Origin of the sequence: Virgibacillus sp. LDC-1 (assembly GCF_030137545.1) — a bacterium.
GTDB lineage: Bacteria > Bacillota > Bacilli > Bacillales > Amphibacillaceae > LDC-1.
Map to the genome: position 1 here is coordinate 172,122 of NZ_JARUVL010000001.1, position 24,051 is coordinate 196,172.

The window sequence follows — 24,051 nt, forward strand, 5'->3', positions numbered from 1 at the left end:
TCCCTCCTTACCTACATAATATTATTCTATTATTTACATGGAACAATTACCATTTTTAGTTACTATTTATTTCCGTCGTTTTGTATTTCAATAGTCTCATCCCATTTAAGATGACAAGCAACACACTCGCTTCGTGAATAAACATTCCAGAGGCGAGATGAATGTAGTCGAAAAGCACGCCTATTAGAAGTACAAAAACAGTAATCATTGAGAATAAAGTATTTTGTTTCATATTGCGTATCGTTTTCTTAGAAAGCGCATGTGCTTGAACAAGTTGAATAAGGCGCCCTCCCATTAACACAATGTCAGCAGTGTCCATGGAAATGTCTGTTCCACTATCTCCCATTGCTATACCAATATCGGCAGTTGCGATAGCGGGTGCATCGTTGATTCCATCACCAACCATTGCAGTTATCTGTCCTATGTTCTTTGTCTGTTTAATATAAGCTACTTTCTCTTGTGGTAGTAACTCTGCTTGATAATCATCGAGTTTTAGTTTGTTTGCGATAAGTTCAGCGGTATATTTATTATCTCCTGTAAGCATGACTAGTTGCTTCACATCGTTCTTGCGAAAAGCATTTATTGCCTCTATCGTATCGGTGCGAATTTGATCTGCGATAGAAATGATACATATAGGTTTTCCATCTATCGCAACATAAACGGCTGTATTTCCTAATCTTTCTTGTTTTTCAGCATAGGCCGTAATAACTTGTGGAAGGGTGATTTCTTCTTGTTGAAGCAACTTACGATTTCCGATTACTAGTTGCTTCCCTTCCACTTTCACCTGAATCCCTTTGCCTTTAATAATTTCTCCTTCACTAGTTGGTTGATTTATGTTCAGATCTCGTTCTTGAGCTTCCTTTACAATTGCTTTTCCTAAGTGATGTTCAGAAATAGTTTCTGCCTGTCCAACTAATTGTACTAGTTCATCTTCATCATATGTCTCATCAAATATTTTAATTGCAGTAACTTGCGGCGACCCTTTAGTCAATGTTCCCGTTTTATCGAATACAATTGTGTTTACTTTTGAGAAAGCTTCTAATATTTCTCCGCCTTTGATTAATATTCCATGTTTAGCTCCATTTCCGATGCCAGCAACAGTAGATACTGGTGCACCAATTACGAGTGCTCCAGGGCAGGCTATAACTAAAAATGTGATTGCTATATGCAAATCATTTAGTAAAAAGTATACGATTACGGATAGAAAAATCACAGATGGTGTATAATACCGTGCAAATTTATCCAGAAACTTTTCAGTATTTGATTTTGCTTCCTGCGCTTCCTCTACAAGCTCTATAATTTTAGCGAATGTCGTATCATTTCCAATTTTTTCAACTAATACTTCAAGATATCCTTGTTCAACAAGTGTACCAGTATAAACAAAATCATTTATCACCTTAGATGCTGGAATAGATTCTCCGGTAATGGTTGCCTCATTCACAGAAGCAGTTCCTTTTATTACTTTTCCATCAACGGGAATTTTTGCTCCTGTTTGAATAATAACACGTTCTCCAACCTCAATTTCTTCTAAGCTTACAGTTTGCTGCTTATCATTGCGAATAACAATGGCGTTTTGTGGAGCCGCATCCATTAATTCTTTTATAGAGGATCTTGTTTTAGCTAACGTTCGAGCTTCTAAGTAATCCCCAAATAAGAAAAGAAATGCCACAACAGCAGATTCAACATATTCTTGAATAAAAAGCGCCCCAGTGATAGCTAGCATTACTAGTAATTCAATGCTAAATGCTTTCATGTATAATGCTTGAAAGGCTTTTATTGCAATGGGGATACCAGCAATAACAGTAGCAATGATTAGCATTATATCTATCAAAGTTTGATCATTTGTTAATTTAAAAATAAAACTAAACATGATAAACAGTAATGAAATGAACGTTAATTTAGTCCTATTGTTATGAATGTAGGAAATCAAATGGTTCACCTCCGAATATGGCCATTCCTAGAATAATGAAGGACTGCAATTTTATAATAAATTAGTTGTTAGAATAGGATAACCTAATTTTGTGAGTGTAGAAGCTAAGTATTCTGCATTCGTTTTACTTTCATCAAAAACAATTTTCACCTTACTTGATTGAAATAGAACGTTTACTTTAGTTACCCCGTCAATTTTTTCTACTGTTTTTTCTATTTTTCTGATACAGGTTGGACAAGTAAGTGTCTCTAATTGAAAAGCAACAGTTTTCACTTGAAAAACCTCCTTTTTGTTTGTTACCTAAAGTATAGGTGAATAAGAACAGCTAAAAATTGATCTACATCAAGATTTACTATTGGAGGATATATTCTTTTCGATCGTAAATAAAAAAGTAACTAAAAAGCATAGCTTATTAGTTACTTAATGTAGCAGTTAGTAGTTTGCTTACTATTCATTCATATGTAGCGCTTTTCTAGCTAATTGATCTGCATGTTTGTTTTGTTTTTCCGGAATCCACTTTATAAAAAAATATGGAAAAGCAGCTATTTCTAGCTTTATTTTTTCTAAGTAGGGTAAAAAGGTTTTGTTCTTTGTATAATCCTTTTCGATCGTATCGACGACTACCTTTGAATCAGATCGAAAAGAAAGGATTTCATCAGGGAAATCGCGTTTGCAAAGGAGTAATGCTTCTAATACTGCTTGGAACTCTGCTTCATGATTTGTTAGCTCCCCTAAAGGAAGCGCATATTCATACGATTCACCATTCCTTTTTATATAAATCCCTGCTCCGCTTTGACCAGGATTACCATTCGTTGCCCCGTCTGTATATACTTCGATCATTAACAATCCGTCCTTTTAATTTAGCATTCGCATTTTGATAGTTCTCTATAAACTATAGCATATGTCTTATTGTAATTTAATTCGTGAAAGACGGTTTCTTCATTATCTAACCAACTTCTTTTTCGCTATAATTTCAATGTTCTATTCTTTTCACTATTGAAATAAAATTGAGAATAGACGAAAATAGAGGAAAGAGCTCTGTGAGATTATTCTCCAGGGCATAGAGGAGGCAGAAAACATGCTTGTAAGTAACGATTATGTAAATAAGAAGGATGTTGTCTACGTAACAGAGAATACTAGCATGAAGGATGTCATGACAAAGCTTGCGGACTCAGGCTATCGCTGTATCCCGGTTTTGGATGAGTCTGGGGAAAAATATGTCGGAAATATTTATAAGGTCGATTTATTAAAGTATGAAAAAGAGCATTCCTTAGATGATGCTGTTGCACAGCTCGTATCTGATCGGGAAATTGGATTTGTGAAGGAAGATGACCCATTTTTTAAAGTGTTCTCTACGATTAAGCAACTGCCTTATCTTGCGGTAGTAAATGAAGAAAAGGATTTCCTAGGTATACTTACAAATGGAAATGTTATTCAAGTACTAGAAAATGCCTGGGGCGTGCATAATGGCAGCTATTCATTAACGATTGGTACGATTGAATATGCTGGTGTACTTCGTAAAATGCTGAAAATCATTAACAAATACTGTAATGTGCAAAGTGTTATTTCCTTAAATAACAATTCGAAATATGTTCGCAGAGTTTGTATCGTTTTACCAAAAGAAGTAACGGAAGAAATGGCGAAGAAAATTGAAGCTGACTTAGATCGAAACAATTTTACAGTTACGGATATTGAAAAGCTGAGTTAGCATGTAATTGAATAAAATGCATGAGGTTTATTAACGTAAGCCTGATGAGGCAAACAGAAGTAAAGAGGATAATTAGTTTATTACTTTGGCTAATATCCTCTTTTTTCTTTTGCGTGGATGATTTTGGTGGAACAAGTGTGCTAGATAAGTATATTAAAATGTATTTTTCATGATATTGCTTTCAATTCTTAAAGTACGTAAATGCTAAAAGCAAGGGTCGTTCAAAATAATAATAATTAATTTTTATCAAAAGCTATTTTAAATCCATATTATTCCTAGTAGGGAATGTCGTTTATATTAAGGATGGTAGGGCAATTTCAGAAAGGGGTGGATAAGCGCATGGATTTTCATGATAAAAGGAATAAATCAACCTATACGACACGTAATGCTGATCAATCGTGGATTAAAGTTATACAAGATCTCATTCCAATTAACCGTATAACGAATGCTGTAGATATTGGTTGTGGGGGAGGAATCTATGCGAAGGCTTTATCAGACATGGGGATAAATTTAATAACTGGAGTCGATTTTTCAGAGCAAATTCTCGAAGGAGCAAGCTACAATTGTAGGAATCATGACAACATTATTTTAAAGCATGGGAATGCCCTCGAAACAGGATTGGCTAGTAACAGCTATGAATTGGTACTCGAAAGGGCATTGATTCATCATATTGATGATTTGAATAAAGGTTTTAGTGAAGTTAATCGAATCTTGCAAAAAGAAGGGTTCTTTATTATTCAGGATCGCACGCTTGAAGATTGTTTGCTAGAGGGAAGTGAGAATCATATTCGAGGATATTTTTTCGATTGCTTTCCAAGATTAGCTGCGTTCGAACGCTCTCGTAGGCATCGTTCAATAGATGTGATTCAGGCATTAGAAGAATCGGGCTTTATCGAGATAGAAGAAGTGTCACAATGGGAAACGAGAGCAGTTTATGAAAATAATGATCAGTTAAAAATGGACTTACTTGCAAGAACGGGTCGAAGTATTCTCCATGAATTGACGGACGAAGAATTAGCGCAGCTCATCTTTCATATTGATACGGTGTTAGATTCTAGTAAGAAAATAGTGGAAAAAGATAGGTGGACAATATGGACAGCAAGAAAAAAATAACTTTAGAAAAATCTGTGGGCATTCCTGATTCGCGAATGCTCTTTTTTATTGTTGGTAAAGTTGTATAATTTTTAGCAATTTTTTAGATAAGGTGTAGCATGCACATAAATTATGAGACATTAAAATTTCATTAAAAATCAGTGCTTCTCCTTAAGTCCTTTCCAATGCTGGCGATAATTAACATAGATAGCAGAAAAGTGATAAGAAAAAACAAAAGCCAAGGTGCGTATCATCTTGTTCTGCTCTCCACTTTATAGAAGACCTTTTATACACATGTGACTTGGCTTAAATACAGCATCCAGGAAGGTGTAAATCATGAAAAAGTTGAAGCTTGATATTCATTCGATTAAGGTAAAACTCATTATCGCTGCAATTTTAATTTTAGCAATTCCGATGATTGTATTAGGATTCGTAACGTACAACAAAAGCTTAACAAGCTTAAATGAAATCGGTGTTACCAATCTAAAAAACAGTGTAGAGCTTACACTCGAAATGATTGATACGCTAGATAGTGAAGTAACAAAAGGAAATATATCACTTCAAGAAGCACAGGAAAAAGTAAAGGTTGCACTTTTAGGGGAGAAGCAGTCAGATGGAACACGACCGATTAACAAAGCGATTGATATCGGGGAGCATGGCTATCTTTTTATTTTAGATGAAAAAGGAAATCAAGTAGCACATCCAAACGTGGAAGGAAAGAACAACTGGGATAATCCGGATGCAAAAGGATTTATGTCCACACAGGAAATTATTAAGACTGCCCAAAACGGCGGGGGGTTAACTTATTTTCATTGGCCATTACCAAATGATGAAAATATCATTGAACGAAAAGCAGCCTATTCCAAATTGAATCCAGATTGGGGATGGGTGATTGTAGCGGGAACGTACATGATGGACTTTAATAAACCTGCATCAGAGCTTCTTGGAATGATTTTAATCGTAATGGGGGTTACATTAGTTATTGGAGTAGGGCTTGTTTGGGTTCTAGCTTCGAAACTAGCCACACCAATTCGACGAGTTTCCAAGCAAATGAACTATCTTGCTGAAGGCAACTTAAGTCAAGAAGAAATCGTCGTTAACTCAAAGGACGAAACTGCAGAGCTTGCAGCGTCTATGAACCATATGCAAAAACAGCTGCGAGCACTTGTGAGTAATGTGATGAGTGCTTCACAAAAACTGAATAATCAAAGTGGCGCACTCACTCAGTCGGCAAATGAAGTAAAAGCTGGGTCAGAGCAGGTTGCCATTACGATGCAGGAATTAGCAAATGGATCAGAAAATCAAGCGAATAGTGCAAGCGGACTATCTGCTGCAATGCAAGGCTTTGCTGTCCAGCTCGAACAAGCAAATACAAGTGGAAATCATATTGAACGAGCTTCGAGGAAGATTTCAAGTATGACGCAAGAAGGAAGTCAGTTCATGACAACCTCCATGAAACAGATGGAGAAAATTGATCATATAGTTGATGAAGCGGTGCAAAAGGTAAGTGGTTTAGATCAACAAACACAAGAAATATCTAAGTTAGTCCTTGTTATAAAGGATATTGCAGAGCAAACAAATCTGCTGGCACTAAACGCTGCAATTGAAGCGGCTAGAGCAGGGGAGCATGGAAAGGGCTTTGCTGTTGTTGCAGATGAAGTTAGAAAACTAGCAGAGCAAGTAGCTGAATCTGTTACCGATATAACTTCAATCGTCACAAATATTCAGCAAGAATCTGGAGCAGTTACTGTTTCTTTGAAGGATGGTTATCAAGAGGTTGCATTAGGCTCTGAGCAAATTCAGGAGACAGGTGAAAGGTTCCGTTCTATTGATGCGGCGGTTACAGATGTTGTTAAAAGTATTGAGGCGGTATCAAGTAGTCTAGCACAGATTGTAGAAGAAAGTGAGCAAATGAATCGCTCCATTGAGGATATCGCTGCAATCTCTGAAGAATCTGCTGCAGGTATTGAAGAAACGTCTGCATCCTCTCAGCAAACGAGTAGCTCGATGGAAGAGGTTGCGGCTAGCTCAAATGCATTAGCAAATCTTGCAGAAGAGTTAAACGAACTGGTGAAGCAATTTAAAATTTAAATCTATTTCTTTTATTTCTACTTTTATGGAAAGAGGAAAAGGAAGCATATTAGATGCTTCCTTTTCATTACGAATTAATATGCTTGCATTGCTTCGTATACTTTATTTGCGATTTGTTTAGATAATGTTCCCGTACTAGCATAAGAGCCACTTGCTAGAGGACCATTGTTCTGTTTATTCGTTAATATTATAATTTGTAGGTTATAGGTAGGATCTACGATAATTTGTGTGCCGGTAAATCCAGTATGACCGAAAGCTCTTGGTGAATGTAAATCACCCATGTACCAGCTTTTATTTAGCTCCCAGCCAAGCCCCTGCCCAAAAAGGTATGGAGAAGTGAATTGGTCTATCGTTTCTTCGTCATATAGCTTTACTTTACCATAAGTTCCATTGTTTAACATTGCTTGCCCAAGAATGGCAAGATCTTTAGCGGTTGAAAATAAGCCTGCATGTCCAGCTACGCCTTGATTAGCATAAAAGCTATTTCCATCATTTACTTCACCACGTAGTGTATAGTCTCTCCATCTTGTGAAAGAATCTGCATCCTCTTCCACGTAATAACCAAAATTAGGATCGTCAATCATTTTGTATTCAAATGGATTCCCCCAGGATGTAGCAGCAATCCGTTTTTTTGTTTTGCTATTTGGATTGAACATCGTATCTTGCATCTGTAAAGGAGTATAAATACTTTGCTCTAGATATTCATCAAATGCTTGTCCTGTTACTTCTTCGATAATAAATGCGAGTGTCATAAAGCTAAAGTCACTGTACCGTCGATCTGTACCTGTTTCATATTCAAGTGGAAGCTCATTAATATAATCGAGAACTTCCTCAGGTGTGTCAGCATGTAAATAAGTAGGCTGCCAAGGTGTTAATCCTGAAGTATGCGATAATAAGTCGGCAATGGTAATGTCTTCTTTTCCGTTTTGTGCAAACGCAGGAATGATATCACTTACTTTATCCTCGATGGATAGCTTATTTTCCGATGCAAGTTTCATAATTCCTTGTGTTGTTGCCATTACCTTCGTGACAGATGCTAAATCAAATAAAGTCTTTTTAGTCATTTTAGTAGGTTTATCTAATAAATTACCCATATCATACTTTTCTGCATAACCGTAAGCGCTTTCTTTTATGATTTTATTATCCTTCGAAATTAACACAACAGCCCCTGGTGTTATTCCATTGTTTATTGCTTGAAGGACAATTGTATCAATTTCCTTTAGTTTTGTTTCACTAAGTCCAACTTTTTTTGATGTTCCATAACTGAGCTTACCGTTATTTGTTGCTGCAAAGGATGAAAAAGGTGTTGAAAAGAGTGCAAAGCATAGAATAAGAATTAATGTGATAAAGCTTTTCTTCCTCATTTAAAACAGCCTCCTAAAGTGTATTTGATGGTAAAAAGATCCATCGATTTTTAAACTTTCATTGCTATCTAGTAATGAAAGCGTTATAATTACAATATACGATATTTTGTATATTGTCTATGGGTTAAAAGTCCGGGCTTTTCATATGCTTTTATTAATTCCGAAGAGAGGTATTGGAGCATGGGGAATTTCAAGCAAAGACTAATCAATGCAGAGAAGGAAATAGGAAGGTCAGTAGTAGCTTTAAATCCATCTATAAAGAAGCAATTGTCACAGGACGATACTACCTTATATTTTGGAATAAAGGATACGAATCAATTTCCACATGCATTACTCGATAAGCTTTTAAGCATAGATGATTGGCAGTGGTTAACAATTGATAAAGCAGCAAGCAATGGAAGGGCAATAGATACAGATATCCATAATCCAGTTACATATCGATTAATGACTGGTTCGACGAGTGGAGGACCAATCAATATTATAAAAGGCATTACTGACTTTGCAATTGGAACGGATGGAGGAGGCTCCGTGCTGGCACCTGCTATAAGCTGTCAGCTACCAGCAATGATAGGTGCTGGGATTGGGATGCAGCTTGAGAAAAACAAAACCTCCACGGATGGAATTAATTTTGTTGGAAGTGTTGGAGTTATAGCAAAAAAAATGCAGCAAGTCGTCGATGTGATAGAGAAACTATCAGAAAGAAGCTTTAATATCCCACAAAGGGAGCGATTAACAATTGCAATCCCTAAAAAAGGAACTGTTATTTCTCCTGATCGGGTTGATATGTATGAGAAGGTATCCCATTATTTATCAATGCTAGATCCGAACGACTATTCTATTATCGAAATGGATATGCAAGGGATGGAATATAGAGAAAAGGGCATTGCCGTTATTCAAGAGGCATTTCAACGTTTAAACGTTGACTTAATTGTTACATGTGAAGGTCCAATTGATGTTTATGGTTATGGAGAAACGATGCCGTCCACCTTTGGAACGGTTGGCAAGGAGATATTCGATCAAAATGGAAAATATTTAGTTCGAGTAGCGAACATGTGTCAAACAACGGCTATTACTGTTCCAACTGAATGTCTTGCAACCGGATTGTTAATTATAGCAAATACGGGATATGCCAATTGTATGAACGCAATCTCCTTAGCAAAAAAATTAGAAGAAAAAATCGTATTACCTCACGCATGGGTACAACAAATGAATATGAAAAAGGAAACCGATGCTGGACTTTCCGATTACATTAAAAAAAATATACGAGAATAAGGTGAAGTAATGAGTAGAATTTGGGAAAGTTTATTTTCAAAAAACGGGTTAGCAGCAAAGGAAATTGCTAAAAAAATGATCTTTATCGAAGCAGGAGAAAGAATCCCGCGCGTAGAGGATTTTGTTCAAAGCTTGTCTTTGGGGCGTGGCACTGTACAAGGAGCGCTTAAGGTATTAGAAAACCTGCGAGCAATCCATTTAGAATCTCGTGGTCACTTAGGGACATTCTTGATAACGAAGGACATGCATTTATTAAAAGAAATTGCAGGTGTAGGCTCACTTATGGGAGCAATGCCGTTACCATATTCTACTTTATATGAAGGGTTAGCAACAGGATTAATTGAAGTGTCAGATGCGATGTTAAATCGAGTTAATCTAGCATATATGAGAGGTTCAAAGCAAAGATTGGAGGGGTTGAAATCACGAAGATATGATTTTGTAGTGATGTCACAGCTAGCAGCAGAGGAAGAAATTGCGCAGGACAATAATTTGCAAATAGCTATTAATTTTGGTCCGGAAACATATGTGACACGACACCAAATTTTTTTAGCAAATGCGCATGAAAATCAAATAAAGGAGGGGATGCGAGTTGGTATTGACTATACATCTATAGATCAATCTAAAATCACATTGTTGGAATGTGAAAACTTAAATGTTGAGTTGGTTCCACTTAATTACATGCAATTATTCGATAGTCTTCAAAGTGGTAGCTTGGATGCCGCGGTCTGGAATGCAGATGAAACGCGAGCAAACAAGGTATTAAAAAAAGTAGATTTTAAATCAGAAAAAGCAAAGGCGATTGCTAAGAAAGCATCTACATCCGTAGTGCTGATGGAAAAGGATCGGCCGGAGGTTAGTAATTTTCTTTTGCGGCTGGATAAGCAGCTTATTTTAGATATACAGCGGCTTGTAGTGGAAAAGAAGAAGCTGCCTCATTATTAAATAAACAAAGTAAGGTTAGGAGAGTTGGAATGAACATCCAAGAATTAAAAGAACGATTACAGCTATTGCTTGAACAACATGTAATCACAAAGAAAGCATATGCAACTACTTTAGATTCCTATGAGTTTTTGCTTCGTTACTTGGAAAGAGATTTTGCTGATCATGCTGAAATGCTCTTTACACATTTACCGATGGCACTTACACGGATTGAGAATGGTGAGGATGTAGCAAGTCCTACAGATGACATCATGCTTGATGTAAGGAATTCGCCCTTTTATCCAATTGCGCAGGAGCATGTAGCATTTATTGAACAAAGATGGGAAGCACCGTTGCCAAAAGGGGAAAAGGACTTTTTATATTTACATTATACGACTGTTATTACGATGAACACAGGAGGAGAATAAGATGAAGATTGTTATTGGTGGACAAGTTGAAAAAAAAGCTATTGAGGCATTGGTTAAAGAATTAGATGATTCGATTGAGACAGTAATCAAATCAGATTTAGAAGCTGCAATGGCACTCAAAACAAACCAAGCTGATTATTATCTAGGTGCATGTCATACCGGTGGTGGTGGAGCATTGGCAATGGCAATCGCGATGAATGGAAAGGCTTCTTGTGAAACCGTTTCAATGCCGGGGAAAAAGCCTGTAGAAGCATCCATAATCGCAGCAGTGAACGATGGAAAAAGAGCCTTTGGTTTTACCGGCGATCATATTGATTTGGCAGTACCAATGATTATTAATGCAATAAAAAATAAAAAATAAAACGTAGAATGGGGAGTGCATGAAATGGAAATGCTATTTGTCATTTTAATTGGAGCAGTTGCTGCTGTTCTATCAAACAGAAATATCGCAGTTTTTAATGATGGGCTACGACCGATTGTATCTGAGCATATCGAAGGTAGGTTAAAACGGAGAGAGCTTGGATTAACTGCATTTGCGATGAGCTTCGGCTTAGTTGTTGGGTTTGGGATTCCGTTTACATTGTCGGCTAGTATTATTTTGATTCATAGTATTTTATTGGGAACGGATATTATTGGATTAGTTACACCAAAAAACCGCTGGGGAACTCCAGTTGCCGCATTTGTTGGTGGTCTCTATGGTTGGGGATTACTTGCAGGGTTAGAAGGATTTGTGAAGCTGTTTGATTATTTGCCAGTGAATTTCCTTGATGCGATGGGACAAGTTGGAACACCAGTTGTTGTAACATTTATGGCTTTCCCAGCACTTGCAGTAGCATTTCAGTTTAGTGTGAAAAAAGGGATATTGACCTTTGTTGTTGCTGCTTTAGTAAGACAATTAGCAGTTTTTGTGAATGAGCAAGGCTTTTTAACAATAGGTGATAACGTTGTTTCCTTAAATCAAGAAGGAATGGCTTTGATTGTTGGAATGATCTTTCTCTTTACTTATGCCATTAAGGAAAAAGCAGAAGAAGGTTCTTCTATTGATTTAGCTTCTGTATTTAGTGAAAAGGTAAAATCAATTAAAAAGAATGTTGCCTTTTTCATGATTATCGGTGCATTAATAGCTGGGGCTACTAATCTATTATTAATGGCTGGTGATCCAATTTCTTTAAATCTTCTTGCAGAAGGAAAGCAAACAGATGCTGGTATTGCAGCTGCTGCTAGAGCGATTGGGTTTATTCCTTTAGTTGCAAGTACAGCGATTGCTACTGGTGTTTACAGCCCAGTTGGATTTACATTGATATTTGTTGTCGGGTTGTTTGCTCCAAATGTATGGTTAGCAGTAATTATTGGTGCATTAGTAATCTTTGGTGAAGTCATGCTCCTTAGCTCTATTGCTAGATTTTTAGATAAGTATCCAGGTGTTCGAAACTCTGGGGAAAATATCCGTAACGCGATGACGAAACTGCTTGAGGTTGCTTTATTGATTGGTGGAGCAAATGCTTCCAATGCGATTGCACCAGGATTCGGTTTCTTCTTTATTGCTGGCTTCTACTTGTTAAATGAAGCAGCAGGTCGTCCAATCGTTCGTATGGCAGTAGGGCCAGTCGGAGCGATTGCAGTAGGGATTATTGCAAACATACTTGTGGCAATGGGGATTATGGCGATACCTCAATAACAGCATGGGAGTGATTGGTAATGCTACAAACAGTTAGAGGAAAAATTAAGCAAAATGAATTTGGAATATGTGCAGCACATGAACATTTATCCATTGATTTATCAAGAATAAAAAAAGACCCAGATACGATATTAGATGATGAAGCAGGTATGGAATCAGAATTACACCATTTTTATCAAGCTGGTGGACGCTCAATGGTTGAATTGACGAATGAAGGAATGGGAAGAGATGTCCAACGCTTAAAAAGGTTAAGTGAGGTTACAAATGTCCATATTATTGCATGCACAGGCTTTTACAAGGATCCTTTTATTCCAGATTTTGCTCAAAAATGGGATCGAGATGCGTTTGCCTTGTATTTTACGAAAGAAATAGAAGAAGGTATTCAGAATACGGGAATTTATCCAGGTGTTATTGGTGAGGTAGGTACGAGTGTAAATGAAATTAAACCAGTAGAAAAAGAACTCATCATTGGTGCTGGGAAAGCGGCACTTGCAACTGGATTAACCGTTACAACCCATACGTCTTTAGGAACAATGGGGGTTGAACAAGTAAATATGTTGTTTGATTTAGGTGTACCTAAGGATCAAATCATTATTGGTCATCAGGATTTAAATACGAACAAGGATGAAGTACTTGATGTGCTTCGTGCAGGTGTTTATATCGGATTTGATACAATTGGTAAAACAAATTATCGTCCAGATGAGGATAGAATTGCATTTTTATTAGACTTTATCGAGCGTGGTTATCATAAGCAAATTTTACTCTCAGCCGATTTAACCCGCAAATCACATTGGAAGAAGCACGGTGGTCCAGGATATGATCTCGTCCTTCAAGGGTTTATTCCGAAATTACAGGAGCACGGGGTAACAAATGATGTTATTCAAGATATGCTTATCAACAATCCAGCACATGCATTTTCAATAAAGGAGCGTTAACCGTGACTTACGATCCAGCAAAACTTAAGTATGCAAATTCAGTTGTTCCAACACGAACAGTAAAGGAAGCGGAGGAGCTTCAATTTAAATTGGTTGAATGTATGAGTGAGCATTTTACTGGTGATCAGTTTCTTTCATTGGGAGATCTTGGAGTAGCACCAGTTTATAAGAAGCCAGAACAGACAGCTCGAGTTGAACGTGTGTTAGCATCGTTTTTTGGTGTGGAGGATGTTGCACTTGTCCGAGGCGCAGGAACAGGGGCGATTCGCATTATTTTAAGCACGATCATGAGCCCAGGTGATACGATGTTAATTCATACCGCACCAGTATATACAACAACAACAGATACCATTCGCGTTTTAGGATTGCGTACAAAGGAAGTCGACTTTAATGATTTAACAGCAGTTGAAGCTGTATTAAAAGAAGATACAGTATGTAAGGTGTTTTATGTTCAGCATGCTAGACAGCAGCCGACAGATACGTATGATTTAAAAGCGGTTATTCAAACGGTAAAACGTGTTCGTCCAGACTTGCCAATTATTGTAGATGATAATTATCTTGCGATGAAAGCATACGGAATTGGTGTGGAGTATGGAGCAGATTTTTCCACGTTTTCTGGCTTTAAAGTGCTTGGACCAGAAGGAATTGGTATTATTGCAGGAAAAAAAGAAGAAATCCAATTGCTTCAATCGAGAAATTATTCTGGTGGTGGACAAGTTCAAGGCTTTGAAGCAATGGAGCTATTGCGAATGATGACCTTTGCTCCAGTATCATTAGCAATTCAAAATGAGCAGGTAGCTGAGGTTTGTAAGCAATTAAATACCGGTGCTATAAAAGGTGTCACACATGCATACATGGTAAATGCACAATCAAAAAATATAATCGTGGAATTAGAGGAACCTATTGCACAACAGGTTATTAAAGCTAGTAATACTTTTGGAGCGGCGACGCATCCAGTCGGAGCTGAATCCAAGTATGAGATTTTGCCGATGATCTATCGGGTTTCTGGAAGCTTTATTGCTTCACAACCTCGATTAAAGCAGTATGGCATAAGAATTAATCCGATGAAATCAGGATCGAAAACTGTTTTATCTATATTGGAGAAAGCGATGAAAGCAGTAAAGCAGGGGTTCTGATAATTGAATGAACAACAGGAGGATGTCCCATGTTTTTGGATGTGACAAAACGAAGGAATCCAGACCTTATAAAGACTGGTGTTACGTTACACCAAACGGGTGAGATTCCACCCAACACATATATTATTGATGTAGATATTTTAAAAGAAAATGTAAAATTACTGTCAAAGGCTGCTGATAAGCATGAGATGACATTATATTTTATGTCTAAGCAGCTTGGTAGGCTGCCAGAGATAGCAAGGATAATCGAAAATAATGGAATAGCGAAAGCGGTAGCGGTAGACTTCGATGAAGGAAAGCTACTAGCTGAAAACGGAATAAAAATTGGTAATATAGGTCATCTTGTACAGCCAGGAAAGCACCAATGGAAGGAAGTTTTAAGCTGGAACCCAGAAGTTGTGACGATTTTTTCTTATGAAAGAGCACAACAACTATCCGTTACTGCGAGACAGATGGGGAAAGTGCAGGATATTTTACTCAAAGTAGTTGATTCAGAGGATAAAATCTATCATGGTCAAGAGGGAGGCATTCCGCTTCACAGCCTTGAACAAACGATTGATAACATCCTGCAATTAACTGGAGTTCGAATTGTTGGTGTTACTACATTTCCAAACCTACAATTAAATAGCTTAAATCTGGAAATGATCCCAACGGAAAATCTTTCTACTCTATTAAGAGCAAAGAAGATATTAGAGAAGAAAGGAATAGAAGTTACTCAAGTTAATGGTCCAAGTGGAACAAGCTGTGAAACGATTCCGTTTTTATCCCATAAAGGAGTAACTCATGGAGAGCCTGGACATGGGTTAACGGGAACGACTCCACTGCACGCATATAAAGATTTACCAGAAAAACCGGCAATTGTTTATGTTTCTGAAGTATCTCATACCTATGATGACAAGTATCAAGTCATAGCCGGTGGATTTTATGGAAGATCAAATATGAAGGGTTGCTTCGTTGGTCATGATAAGGAAACAATTATGAATCGATATACGGCGGCATATGAGCTTAGCCCTGAATCAATTGATTATTATGGAATGATTGCGAAGCCAAACGACTTTCAAATTGAAATCGGAGATACAGCTATATTTGCTTTTCGTACGCAGCTTTTTGTTACGCGAGCACATATTGCGCTTGTTGAGGGAATACAATCAGGAAATCCGAATGTCATCCACCTAGAAAGGAAGTGGTGACATCATGGCTAAAATGATGTTACTCGTAATCGATAGCTTTGGAATTGGAGCAATGGAGGACTGTAAAGACTTTGTACCGTCAGATTGCACAGCAAATACGTATAAGCATATTCGTGCCAAAAAACAGGATAGTCTACAAATTCCTGTCATGTATAAGCTTGGGTTGGGCACACTTGTGGACGGAAAAGAGGCACCTGAAAACGCATATGGCTATGCAAAGCTAGCTCATCATGGGGCAGACACGTATTTAGGCCATCAAGAAATTGCCGGAAGCTGCCCCAAGAAATCAAATAAACGACTAATGAAGGACATTCATCATGAAATGAAAAATGCCTTAGAAAAAAGTGGCTATACCGTTACTTATCCATTAGCTCATTGTCCGATCTTATTAGTTAATGGCAGTGCTGTTGTAGCTGATAATTTAGAGTCTGCTTTAGGAAATATAATTAATGTAACAGCTGACTTTAATCGCATGCCTTTTTCAGAAGTAAAGAAGCTGGGTGAGGTAGTTCGAGAAAATGTGGATACTACAAGAGTGATTGCTTTTGGAGGACCCTACACAAGTATTGAACATATTTTATCCTGTGTACAAGAAAAGCATCCTGGTCAGTGGGGAGTAGATACTCCGAAGGCAAACGTTTATGGCAAAGGTTACGAAGTATATCATATGGGCTTTGGTGTGGAGATTGAAAAGCAATTCCCGATGATTGCCGCAAAAAATGGATTAAAGGTATATCGACTCGGTAAAACTGCAGATGTATTGCATGGCGAAGGACCTGCTGATCCTATTGTGAATACGACGAAGCTTTTAAAGAAAGTAACAAGCAGCTATAAAGCAGAAACAGGGGATGCCGCTTTCCTTGTGAACGTACAGGAAACAGATTTAGCTGGTCATGCAGAGGATGTCGATTGGTACTGCAGCTTGCTAAATGAAACAGATCAGTGGCTCGCTTCGTTCATTCCAGAGATGAACGAAGAGGATATATTAATTATCATGGCAGATCACGGCAATGATCCAACGATTGGGCATTCCAATCACACCAGAGAATATGTTCCAATATTAATAGTAGGAAACAAAGTGAAAAAAACATCTATTGGGTTAAGAAATACGATGGCAGATGTTGGGGCAACGTTTTGTGATTTCTTTCAATTGCCTGCACCTGCTGAAGGGAAAAGTTTTTTATCCGAAATTAAAAGTGAACATCCCTTCAAATAGAATAAAAAGAGGTTGAATAATGGTTCAACCTCTTTTTGTTGTTTGAGATAGTATCTAAAAGTTAGATATTTAAAATGACAACAAGCAGTGAAAATGCAAATAATAATCCAGGCATTTTTAACGATGCAACAGGATCCTTTGCCCGAATATGTGTTAACATTGCAAAAAACATTATAATCGCTAGCCAGAGGCCGGCCCAAATGACTAATGGCGTATACCATATCCCAGCAATGATTGCTATTGCTCCAACCCATTCAAATAACCCAGTTATAACACGAAACCACTGGGGGAGTCCGAAATGATTAAAGCCCTCCACCATTTTTGGCGAGGTGAATTTCATGTAACCAAACATAAAAAAACCTGCTCCTAGTAGTACTTGTAAACCAACAGATAACATTATAATTTCCTCCATTCTTTTGCTGCAGACTCTATTATGATATATATTATCTTTTTATTGAAGTAGGCACTTTAAAGTGGTATAGTATCCAAAAGGAAACTTAGGAGGATGCAGATGGATGACCGCACATGTGTTGGTGTAGAAGTAGCGATTGATGCAATGGTTGGTAAATGGAAGCCAATTATTTTGTTTCATTTGATGGAAAATGGAACAATGCGGTTTAATGAATTAAGGCGAAAAATACCAAAAATCACACAGAAAATGCTCACCTCACAACTGCGAGAATTGGAATCTCATAGCATTGTAAATCGAAAGGTTTATCCCCAAGTCCCGCCAAAGGTGGAGTACTCTTTAACAGAATATGGAGAAAAAATAATTCCGATTTTAAATTCAATGCAAGAATGGGGTTCGTCTCACAAAGAGCATTTAAAAGAACTTAATAATAATAATGATCAGACTGCGGAGAAGTAGATAAGTACTTCTCCGATATTTTTATAAAATATGGAAATCAAATTTTATAACGCTTCTTTTTTTGAAAGCAAATACACTTGACTATATACCTAAGGGGGTATATAATGAGGTTAGTTAATTGAGTTTTTGTAGGAAGGGGAGAATAAAATTGGCTACAGTAGCAAAGGTTTATGTAACTTCAACATGTCCATTTTGCACGATGATGACGAATTATTTGCATGAAAATAATATTCCATTTGAAACGATTAATGTACAAACGGATCGACAAGCTGCAGTAAAGCTTGTTGAAACGACTGGTCAAACTGGTGTACCACAGACAGAAATCAATGGAAAATGGGTGCTTGGCTTTGATCCAGATGCAGTGCAAGAAGCGCTAAAAGGGTGAAGCAAGTGAAGAAAGCATTTCAGAAAATCAAGTACCAGTTCATGTGTAATTCTTGTTCAGTGAATAATGAGGACAAGGGATGCAATACTAAAACAGGTGGTCCGAAGATTTGTATTGGTCATGTAGGGTTATTTTTAGCTGCCGTTTTTATTTTAATTTCGGAGCTAATGAGATAAGACAGCGTTTCATTTTTTAGGGGTCAATCCGATTTAGCTGCTGGGGTGATGCAAACGTGCATCTATATCCAGTAGCTTTTTTATCGGATTCTGTTCAGCTAACAATCAGTGAGGAATGAAAGAGATTCCTCACATATAATGAACGTTATTAATTTTAAGTAGGAGTGGAAGCATTGGAACAACACGGATTGCGTTATTTTCCAATTGGATTATTTGCAAGTGTGATGGGATTTGCGGGAGTAACAATAGCTAGTAGACATCTCGAAGAGCTCTTAAATTTTCCGCATTATGTATCATTAGTATTCTTATTTTTTTCAACCTTATTATTTCTAGTTAATTTAGCAATACTAAGTTATCGTTCTATTCATTTTCTTCAGGATGTTAGGGAGGATTTTAATCATCCGGTAAAGATGAATTTCTTTGCAGCGATATCAATAAGCTTACTTTTATTAGCGGAATCCTATTATCATTATGTGCCAGCCTTATCTTTTGTAGTCTGGGTAGTAGGTGCTGTCTTACAGCTGTATCTGACTTTAAAAGTGTTGTCTAACTTAATTTGGCGGCAATCATTTGTTATTGCTCAATTTAATCCCGCTTGGTTTATTCCAATTGTAGGGAATATTGTTTTACCATTGGCTGGAGTGTATCATGTAGGAAAGGATATTAATTGGTTGTTTTTTAGTGTTGGAATTGTATTTAGCATCATTTATCTAACAATCATGATGCAACGATTGTTTTTTGATCCTTCATTACCAAATCCGTTGATGGCAACATTGTTTATTTTAATGGCACCACCAGCAGTAGGATTTTTATCGTATATGAAGCTAACCGGAAATTTAAATGTATTTGCTCATATTTTGTTCGGGTTTGCATTTTTTATTTTTTTACTATTGCTTTTTAATATAAAGCGATTTATTGTCCTTCCGTTTTTCGTATCATGGTGGGCATTTTTATTTCCAACAGCAGCATTAACCATTGCTACGATTCATATGTTCGTTGTTACTAAATCGATACTTTATGCTTGGTCGCTCGTTTTTGAAAGTGCTGGTCTACTATTTCTAATCATAGTATTAAGTTGGAAAACCGTGAAGCTTGCTGTGAATAAGAAATTATGTGTATCGCAATAACACAAACTTTTGATACAAGCCATTCTTTGAAAAAGAAAGGCTTGTATTTTTTGCATTTCCAATATTTTATCGGATACTATCTTTAAAAGAATTACAATCAATGCTTAAATAGAATGTAAGAAGCGTAGTATACAGGATACTATTGTACAAAAATAGTAAAAGCTATTTACTTCTAAGTAGATTGCATGGTAAATTATGGTTATTGATTGTAACAAAAGGGGGAAGAAAAGTGGCAGTCGTAACAGTAGATTTTGATGGGACACTATACCAAGGGAACTCGTTTAAGATTATGTTTAAGATTGCGAAAAAGAAGTTCACCCTTAAGCAATGGCTTGTCGTGATTGCAGGGCTAATTCAGGCTGTTTTTATTGGTGTATTTAAAGGGAAAGATGCGTTTCGCCATCAGTTTTTTATCGCATTTGCTAAATCATTTAAAGGAAAGACAGAACAAGAAATGGCTTTATTTTTCCAAGAGTTAGTATCTATTGGGAAAAAGGATGTCCATGAAGACCTTGTAGAAAAAATACGTGAACACCAGCAACAAGGCGATACAATAATATTGCTTTCAGGTGCATTACGTCCATTTTTAGAAATGTTCGTTCAAGAAGTTAAACTAGATGTGCATATCATAAGCACCTCTCTGCTTTATGATCAAAATGGGGTTTGCACTGGTGAAATTGGACAAATTATAAATGGTGCTAGTAAGGTCGAAAAGGTGAAGGATTGGCTGCAAGCCTATTCGCGTAAAGAAGACGATGCACTGAAAATATGGGCATATGCGGATAGTGAGAGCGATATTCCACTGTTTGAACTAGCAACCTATCCTGTTGTAGTAAATCCTGATGAAGCGATGTTAGCAATCGCAAAGAAAAGGGAATGGCCGGTATTTAGTTCCTAGAATTAAAACGAATAAAATGGAGTATGAATAAACAGTTATTAGATAAAAAGGCGGATGAAAAAAAGGTTTATTATTCAAAAAATACGAACGAAATATTGACGTTAAAATTTAACTGTAATTAAATGTATTTATAAGCAGTTGAAATGGGTGAGACTCCTCCGGGAAGCAACAGAGGAACGCAGACTAAAATCGCTACGTCCTGTTGCAACGTCTGCGCTAGTACATCCTGTACGTCGAAAAATTAACTCGGAAAAGTGTACTTTCTTTTCCGAGTTAGTTGAGGTCGTGCCCGGGGAAAGCGACCCCATTTTTAAACTACGTGGCTTTTTTATCTTACTTATTCTTTTTTCGTTTGGATAGTCTCCCTAATAGGAATGCGCCTGCACCAATGGCAATAGCTGTGTTCGTTTTTTTGTTGAATACTTGTTTTACTACTAAATTCATATTTTGTGGACGCTCTGCTAAACGACGCATGAAATAACCATACCAGTCTTTTCCAAATGGTACGTATGTACAGAACTGATAGCCTTCCTTGGCAAGTGTAAGCTGTAGGTCCTTGCGAAAGCCGTATAGCATTTGAAATTCAAACTTATCTTTCGGAATATCATTTTCCTTTACAAACTGCTTTACATGGTTAATGACATGATGATCATGTGTAGCAATGGAAGTGAACGATCCGCTTAACAAATGATATTCGATTAATTTAAGGAAATTGTTATTAATTTCTTTTTTATCCTGGTAAGCTACCGTTTCCGGTTCTTTATAAGCTCCTTTTACAATGCGTAGACGAAAATCCTTATATGCTTGAATCATTTTCACAGAATCGAAAAAATAAGCCTGGATTACGGTTCCAATATTCTGATAGCTTTGGGACAATTCGTCAATTAAATCAAAGGACGGTTGCAGGTGTTTGTAATCTTCCATGTCGACATTTATAAAAATACCGAATTCATTTGCTTTCGCGACAATCTCCTCTAGATTTTCACGACAAAAGGCATAGTCGATGTCAAGTCCCAGCTGGGTTGGTTTTAACGAAATATGTGCATCTACCTCATGTGCATGAATCGCTTCTATGACGTTTAAAATTTGGTCCTTTGCTTCGAGTGCTTCTTCTTTTTCAAATACAAATTCTCCGAGATTATCAACCGTGGCGGAGATGCCGTGCCTATTGAGCTCTTTTACGCTTTCAATCATTTCTTCAATAGTTGTTCCTGCGACAACCGTTTGTGCACCTAATTTGGTGCCGTATTTTTTGGCCATACTATTTAAAAGCTGATTTTGAGATAAACCGATGAAGAAATTTTTTAACCACATCTTTTAACCCTCTTTTTTTAATAGTTTTAATTATATTATAACAGGAAAAATTAGAATAATGGTACAATTGTTTTGAAGATTTGTCATAATTGTATCCGTTATCAGTTTAAGAGATAATAAGAAAATGGACAGACGTTAACTTAATTGAATTGTTAGACAATTCAGCGTTGATTAAAGATAAGAGCTATGGTAACGTTAATTTGAAAAGAAATACTCTTAAAGTCATTGAATATAAAAGTATCATGTACTGAAGCATTGTCCTAATGGGGCTTTTTTCTTTTTTATTTAACATATACATACAATTGTGAGTTAGACGCAACAAGGAGGATTTATATTTTGAACCGGTCCATTGATATTAGAAGACTTCATTCCTTAGAGGAATTAAATGAGATGCAGCAGATAGAAGAACAAGTTTGGGAAATGCCTCCAACCCCTGTGCATCAAACATACACCGCTTGCAATAATGGCGGTATTCTACTCGGCGCTTATGATGAAAATAGAATGATTGGCTTTTTGTATAGCTTTGCTGGATTTGATGGGAGTGCTCCATATGTTTGCTCGCACATGCTTGGCATCCTACCAGCCTATCAGAAATTAGGGGTTGGTATGCGGATGAAGCTCGAGCAAGCAAGGATTGCAAAAGATTTAGGTTATCACATGATTACATGGACGTATGATCCACTTGAAACCAAAAATGCGTACTTAAATATACATAAGCTCGGAGCTGCAGGTGTACAGTATAAAGAAGATCATTACGGAACCTTGGATGATGGGCTAAACCAAGGACTTGCTACTGATCGATTTCTTGTAGCGTGGCACCTACATAAGGAGCCTATTAAAAAAGAAGTACATGAGATTTCCGAACATCTATTGCTTCTTAAGGTAGGGGAAAATGATCAACCTGCTATAACCGATACTTTCAATTCTGCTAATTTAGTAGAAATAGAATGTAAAGATGGTTGGTTTGTAGCTGTACCAGACCATTTTCAACAAATAAAGCAAAGAGACTTACCATTGGCGAAAGCGTGGCGTTCGGCTACAAGACGTGTTTTTATGGCCTTGTTTTCGAATGGTTACATGGCGACAGACATTATTCGGGACAAGGAACAGCGTATTTGTTATTATTATTTTTCAAAATGATAGTGGAGGGATAGAAGTGGAAATTCCAATTAGACAAGTTATCTTACATCGATTGAAAATGCGGTTAAATGATCCGTTTACAACGAGCTTTGGAACATTCCAGGACAAGGAGTTTTTTATAATTGAGGCGGTTGATGCGGATGGGAATCATGGCTATGGAGAGAGCGTTGCTTTTACCAGTCCTTGGTATAGTGAGGAAACTGTAGAGACAACATACCATATGATGCGTGATTTTTTAATTCCACTTTTGCAGGAGCATTCCATATCACATCCGTTTGAAGTCACAAAGCTGTTTTCACCGATACGAAGAAATAATATGGCTAAGGCAGCAATCGAAGGAGCGATCTGGGATCTATATGCGAAACGAAATAACAAGCCATTGGCAGAGATGCTTGGTGGAAATAAAAAAGAAATTGATGTAGGGATTAGTATAGGGATTCAACCTTCTATAAAAGCTTTATTGGAGTTAATCGATAAGTTTGTCACGCAAGGGTATAAACGAATTAAAATAAAAATAAAGCCTGGCTGGGACATTGATGTGCTAAGAGAAGTCCGTGCTCATTTTCCCGATATTCTAATTATGGCAGATGCAAATTCTGCGTATTCGCTTGAAGACCTGGAGCATTTACAACAGCTTGATGCATTTAATTTAATGATGATCGAACAACCGTTAGCACATGACGATATCGTGGATCACGCTTTATTACAAGCGCAGCTAAAAACACCAATATGCTTGGATGAAAGTATTCACTCACTCGAAGATGCGAGAAAAGCAATCGAGCTTGGTAGCTGTCAAATTATTAATATAAAAATTGGACGCGTTGGTGGATTATCAGAAGCTAAGAAAATTCATGATTACTGTATGGAAAAGAAGATCGATGTATGGTGTGGTGGTATGCTTGAAGCAGGAGTTGGACGTGCACATAACATTGCACTAACGTCGCTTTCACAGTTTACGCTACCAGGTGATACAGCAGGTTCCTCTCGTTATTGGGAAAAAGATATTATTGAACCGGAAGTAATCGTCAAAGATGGGATAATTCGCATTCCGGATAAGCCAGGAATTGGATATGAAATTGATGCGGATACAATGAAAAAGTTTACCATTGCAACGCATGCTTTTCAATTGTAAAGAATCTATAATTGTAAGGGATAAGTACAAGCTATGTAGTGTTATGATATAGT

At 37.1% G+C, this 24,051-nt stretch carries 24 protein-coding genes; 18 read left to right on the forward strand and 6 right to left on the reverse strand.

All coding sequences use genetic code 11. From position 1 onward, the window contains the following. Window positions 1–55 precede the first annotated feature (55 nt). The 3 genes from QBK89_RS00780 to QBK89_RS00790 form a co-directional block, all read right to left on the reverse strand. Window positions 56–1,930, reverse strand: a complete 1,875-nt coding sequence (locus QBK89_RS00780; RefSeq protein WP_349774612.1) for a heavy metal translocating P-type ATPase — start codon at window positions 1,928–1,930, stop codon at window positions 56–58. Between the two features lie 51 nt (window positions 1,931–1,981). After that, window positions 1,982–2,203, reverse strand: a complete 222-nt coding sequence (locus tag QBK89_RS00785) for a heavy-metal-associated domain-containing protein (RefSeq protein WP_284139097.1) — start codon at window positions 2,201–2,203, stop codon at window positions 1,982–1,984. 174 nt (window positions 2,204–2,377) lie between these two features. Beyond that, window positions 2,378–2,770, reverse strand: coding sequence for a ribonuclease HI family protein (locus QBK89_RS00790; protein WP_284139098.1), 393 nt, complete (start codon window positions 2,768–2,770; stop codon window positions 2,378–2,380). 238 nt (window positions 2,771–3,008) lie between these two features. Here QBK89_RS00790 and cbpA point away from each other — a divergent pair, with 238 nt between their 5' ends. The 3 genes from cbpA to QBK89_RS00805 all read left to right on the forward strand — a co-directional run bounded on the left by cbpA (window position 3,009) and on the right by QBK89_RS00805 (window position 6,821). Further along, entirely contained in the window at window positions 3,009–3,638 is a 630-nt protein-coding gene (cbpA, locus tag QBK89_RS00795) for a cyclic di-AMP binding protein CbpA (RefSeq protein WP_284139099.1), read from the forward strand. A 339-nt stretch (window positions 3,639–3,977) separates the two neighbouring features. Continuing rightward, the gene (locus QBK89_RS00800; protein WP_284139100.1) at window positions 3,978–4,751 is read left to right on the forward strand and encodes a class I SAM-dependent methyltransferase; all 774 of its coding nucleotides are present in this window, start codon (window positions 3,978–3,980) and stop codon (window positions 4,749–4,751) included. 315 nt (window positions 4,752–5,066) lie between these two features. Next, complete coding sequence (locus QBK89_RS00805) at window positions 5,067–6,821, forward strand: methyl-accepting chemotaxis protein (protein WP_284139101.1); 1,755 nt, start codon at window positions 5,067–5,069, stop codon at window positions 6,819–6,821. Window positions 6,822–6,895: 74 nt separating this feature from the next. Here QBK89_RS00805 and QBK89_RS00810 read toward each other — a convergent pair whose 3' ends face one another. Then, a complete protein-coding gene (locus tag QBK89_RS00810; RefSeq protein WP_284139102.1) occupies window positions 6,896–8,185 on the reverse strand; it encodes a serine hydrolase in 1,290 nt (429 codons plus the stop codon). A gap of 180 nt (window positions 8,186–8,365) precedes the next feature. On the opposite strand from QBK89_RS00810, the gene QBK89_RS00815 reads away from it, so the two are divergent. The 9 genes from QBK89_RS00815 to QBK89_RS00855 are packed head-to-tail and all read left to right on the forward strand — an operon-like array spanning window position 8,366 to window position 16,958. After that, the gene (locus QBK89_RS00815) at window positions 8,366–9,457 is read left to right on the forward strand and encodes a hypothetical protein (protein ID WP_284139103.1); all 1,092 of its coding nucleotides are present in this window, start codon (window positions 8,366–8,368) and stop codon (window positions 9,455–9,457) included. Window positions 9,458–9,466: 9 nt separating this feature from the next. Beyond that, entirely contained in the window at window positions 9,467–10,399 is a 933-nt protein-coding gene (gene yhfZ, locus QBK89_RS00820) for a GntR family transcriptional regulator YhfZ (RefSeq protein WP_284139104.1), read from the forward strand. A 29-nt stretch (window positions 10,400–10,428) separates the two neighbouring features. Beyond that, entirely contained in the window at window positions 10,429–10,803 is a 375-nt protein-coding gene (locus tag QBK89_RS00825; RefSeq protein ID WP_284139105.1) for a PRD domain-containing protein, read from the forward strand. Between the two features lies 1 nt (window position 10,804). Beyond that, window positions 10,805–11,164 carry a DUF2620 domain-containing protein gene (locus QBK89_RS00830; protein WP_284139106.1) on the forward strand — a complete coding sequence of 120 codons (360 nt, stop codon included), beginning with the start codon at window positions 10,805–10,807 and terminating at the stop codon, window positions 11,162–11,164. A 24-nt stretch (window positions 11,165–11,188) separates the two neighbouring features. Then, a complete protein-coding gene (locus QBK89_RS00835) occupies window positions 11,189–12,481 on the forward strand; it encodes a YhfT family protein (protein ID WP_284139107.1) in 1,293 nt (430 codons plus the stop codon). Between the two features lie 20 nt (window positions 12,482–12,501). Next, window positions 12,502–13,416, forward strand: coding sequence for a phosphotriesterase family protein (locus tag QBK89_RS00840; RefSeq protein WP_284139108.1), 915 nt, complete (start codon window positions 12,502–12,504; stop codon window positions 13,414–13,416). A gap of 2 nt (window positions 13,417–13,418) precedes the next feature. After that, the gene (locus tag QBK89_RS00845; protein ID WP_284139109.1) at window positions 13,419–14,552 is read left to right on the forward strand and encodes an aminotransferase class V-fold PLP-dependent enzyme; all 1,134 of its coding nucleotides are present in this window, start codon (window positions 13,419–13,421) and stop codon (window positions 14,550–14,552) included. Window positions 14,553–14,581: 29 nt separating this feature from the next. Then, a complete protein-coding gene (locus QBK89_RS00850) occupies window positions 14,582–15,742 on the forward strand; it encodes a YhfX family PLP-dependent enzyme (RefSeq protein WP_284139110.1) in 1,161 nt (386 codons plus the stop codon). Between the two features lie 4 nt (window positions 15,743–15,746). Beyond that, entirely contained in the window at window positions 15,747–16,958 is a 1,212-nt protein-coding gene (locus tag QBK89_RS00855; RefSeq protein ID WP_284139111.1) for a phosphopentomutase, read from the forward strand. Between the two features lie 61 nt (window positions 16,959–17,019). On the opposite strand, the gene QBK89_RS00860 is transcribed toward QBK89_RS00855, so the two are convergent. Then, entirely contained in the window at window positions 17,020–17,355 is a 336-nt protein-coding gene (locus tag QBK89_RS00860) for a DoxX family protein (RefSeq protein WP_284139112.1), read from the reverse strand. Between the two features lie 114 nt (window positions 17,356–17,469). Here QBK89_RS00860 and QBK89_RS00865 point away from each other — a divergent pair, with 114 nt between their 5' ends. The 4 genes from QBK89_RS00865 to QBK89_RS00880 all read left to right on the forward strand — a co-directional run bounded on the left by QBK89_RS00865 (window position 17,470) and on the right by QBK89_RS00880 (window position 20,412). Beyond that, window positions 17,470–17,826 (forward strand): winged helix-turn-helix transcriptional regulator, encoded by a 357-nt coding sequence (locus tag QBK89_RS00865; protein WP_284139113.1) that lies wholly within the window; start codon window positions 17,470–17,472, stop codon window positions 17,824–17,826. Between the two features lie 148 nt (window positions 17,827–17,974). Then, window positions 17,975–18,211 (forward strand): glutaredoxin family protein, encoded by a 237-nt coding sequence (locus QBK89_RS00870; RefSeq protein WP_284139114.1) that lies wholly within the window; start codon window positions 17,975–17,977, stop codon window positions 18,209–18,211. Window positions 18,212–18,560: 349 nt separating this feature from the next. After that, window positions 18,561–19,514 carry an SLAC1 anion channel family protein gene (locus tag QBK89_RS00875; protein WP_284139115.1) on the forward strand — a complete coding sequence of 318 codons (954 nt, stop codon included), beginning with the start codon at window positions 18,561–18,563 and terminating at the stop codon, window positions 19,512–19,514. 229 nt (window positions 19,515–19,743) lie between these two features. Beyond that, window positions 19,744–20,412 (forward strand): HAD family hydrolase, encoded by a 669-nt coding sequence (locus QBK89_RS00880; RefSeq protein ID WP_284139116.1) that lies wholly within the window; start codon window positions 19,744–19,746, stop codon window positions 20,410–20,412. Window positions 20,413–20,745: 333 nt separating this feature from the next. On the opposite strand, the gene QBK89_RS00885 is transcribed toward QBK89_RS00880, so the two are convergent. Further along, window positions 20,746–21,726 (reverse strand): proline dehydrogenase family protein, encoded by a 981-nt coding sequence (locus QBK89_RS00885; protein ID WP_284139117.1) that lies wholly within the window; start codon window positions 21,724–21,726, stop codon window positions 20,746–20,748. A 336-nt stretch (window positions 21,727–22,062) separates the two neighbouring features. Here QBK89_RS00885 and QBK89_RS00890 point away from each other — a divergent pair, with 336 nt between their 5' ends. Both QBK89_RS00890 and menC read left to right on the forward strand, forming a co-directional pair. Further along, window positions 22,063–22,866, forward strand: a complete 804-nt coding sequence (locus QBK89_RS00890; RefSeq protein WP_284139118.1) for a GNAT family N-acetyltransferase — start codon at window positions 22,063–22,065, stop codon at window positions 22,864–22,866. Window positions 22,867–22,888: 22 nt separating this feature from the next. Then, window positions 22,889–23,998, forward strand: coding sequence for an o-succinylbenzoate synthase (menC, locus tag QBK89_RS00895; protein ID WP_284139284.1), 1,110 nt, complete (start codon window positions 22,889–22,891; stop codon window positions 23,996–23,998). Window positions 23,999–24,051 lie beyond the last annotated feature (53 nt).

Bases quoted from the DNA above. Each gene is read 5' to 3' on its own strand.
- QBK89_RS00790 (WP_284139098.1), bottom strand. From the start codon at position 2,770: ATGATCGAAGTATATACAGACGGGGCAACGAATGGTAATCCTGGTCAA.
- cbpA (WP_284139099.1), top strand. From the start codon at position 3,009: ATGCTTGTAAGTAACGATTATGTAAATAAGAAGGATGTTGTCTACGTA.
- QBK89_RS00800 (WP_284139100.1), top strand. From the start codon at position 3,978: ATGGATTTTCATGATAAAAGGAATAAATCAACCTATACGACACGTAAT.
- QBK89_RS00805 (WP_284139101.1), top strand. From the start codon at position 5,067: ATGAAAAAGTTGAAGCTTGATATTCATTCGATTAAGGTAAAACTCATT.
- QBK89_RS00810 (WP_284139102.1), bottom strand. From the start codon at position 8,185: ATGAGGAAGAAAAGCTTTATCACATTAATTCTTATTCTATGCTTTGCA.
- QBK89_RS00815 (WP_284139103.1), top strand. From the start codon at position 8,366: ATGGGGAATTTCAAGCAAAGACTAATCAATGCAGAGAAGGAAATAGGA.
- yhfZ (WP_284139104.1), top strand. From the start codon at position 9,467: ATGAGTAGAATTTGGGAAAGTTTATTTTCAAAAAACGGGTTAGCAGCA.
- QBK89_RS00825 (WP_284139105.1), top strand. From the start codon at position 10,429: ATGAACATCCAAGAATTAAAAGAACGATTACAGCTATTGCTTGAACAA.
- QBK89_RS00830 (WP_284139106.1), top strand. From the start codon at position 10,805: ATGAAGATTGTTATTGGTGGACAAGTTGAAAAAAAAGCTATTGAGGCA.
- QBK89_RS00835 (WP_284139107.1), top strand. From the start codon at position 11,189: ATGGAAATGCTATTTGTCATTTTAATTGGAGCAGTTGCTGCTGTTCTA.
- QBK89_RS00840 (WP_284139108.1), top strand. From the start codon at position 12,502: ATGCTACAAACAGTTAGAGGAAAAATTAAGCAAAATGAATTTGGAATA.
- QBK89_RS00850 (WP_284139110.1), top strand. From the start codon at position 14,582: ATGTTTTTGGATGTGACAAAACGAAGGAATCCAGACCTTATAAAGACT.
- QBK89_RS00855 (WP_284139111.1), top strand. From the start codon at position 15,747: ATGGCTAAAATGATGTTACTCGTAATCGATAGCTTTGGAATTGGAGCA.
- QBK89_RS00860 (WP_284139112.1), bottom strand. From the start codon at position 17,355: ATGTTATCTGTTGGTTTACAAGTACTACTAGGAGCAGGTTTTTTTATG.
- QBK89_RS00865 (WP_284139113.1), top strand. From the start codon at position 17,470: ATGGATGACCGCACATGTGTTGGTGTAGAAGTAGCGATTGATGCAATG.
- QBK89_RS00885 (WP_284139117.1), bottom strand. From the start codon at position 21,726: ATGTGGTTAAAAAATTTCTTCATCGGTTTATCTCAAAATCAGCTTTTA.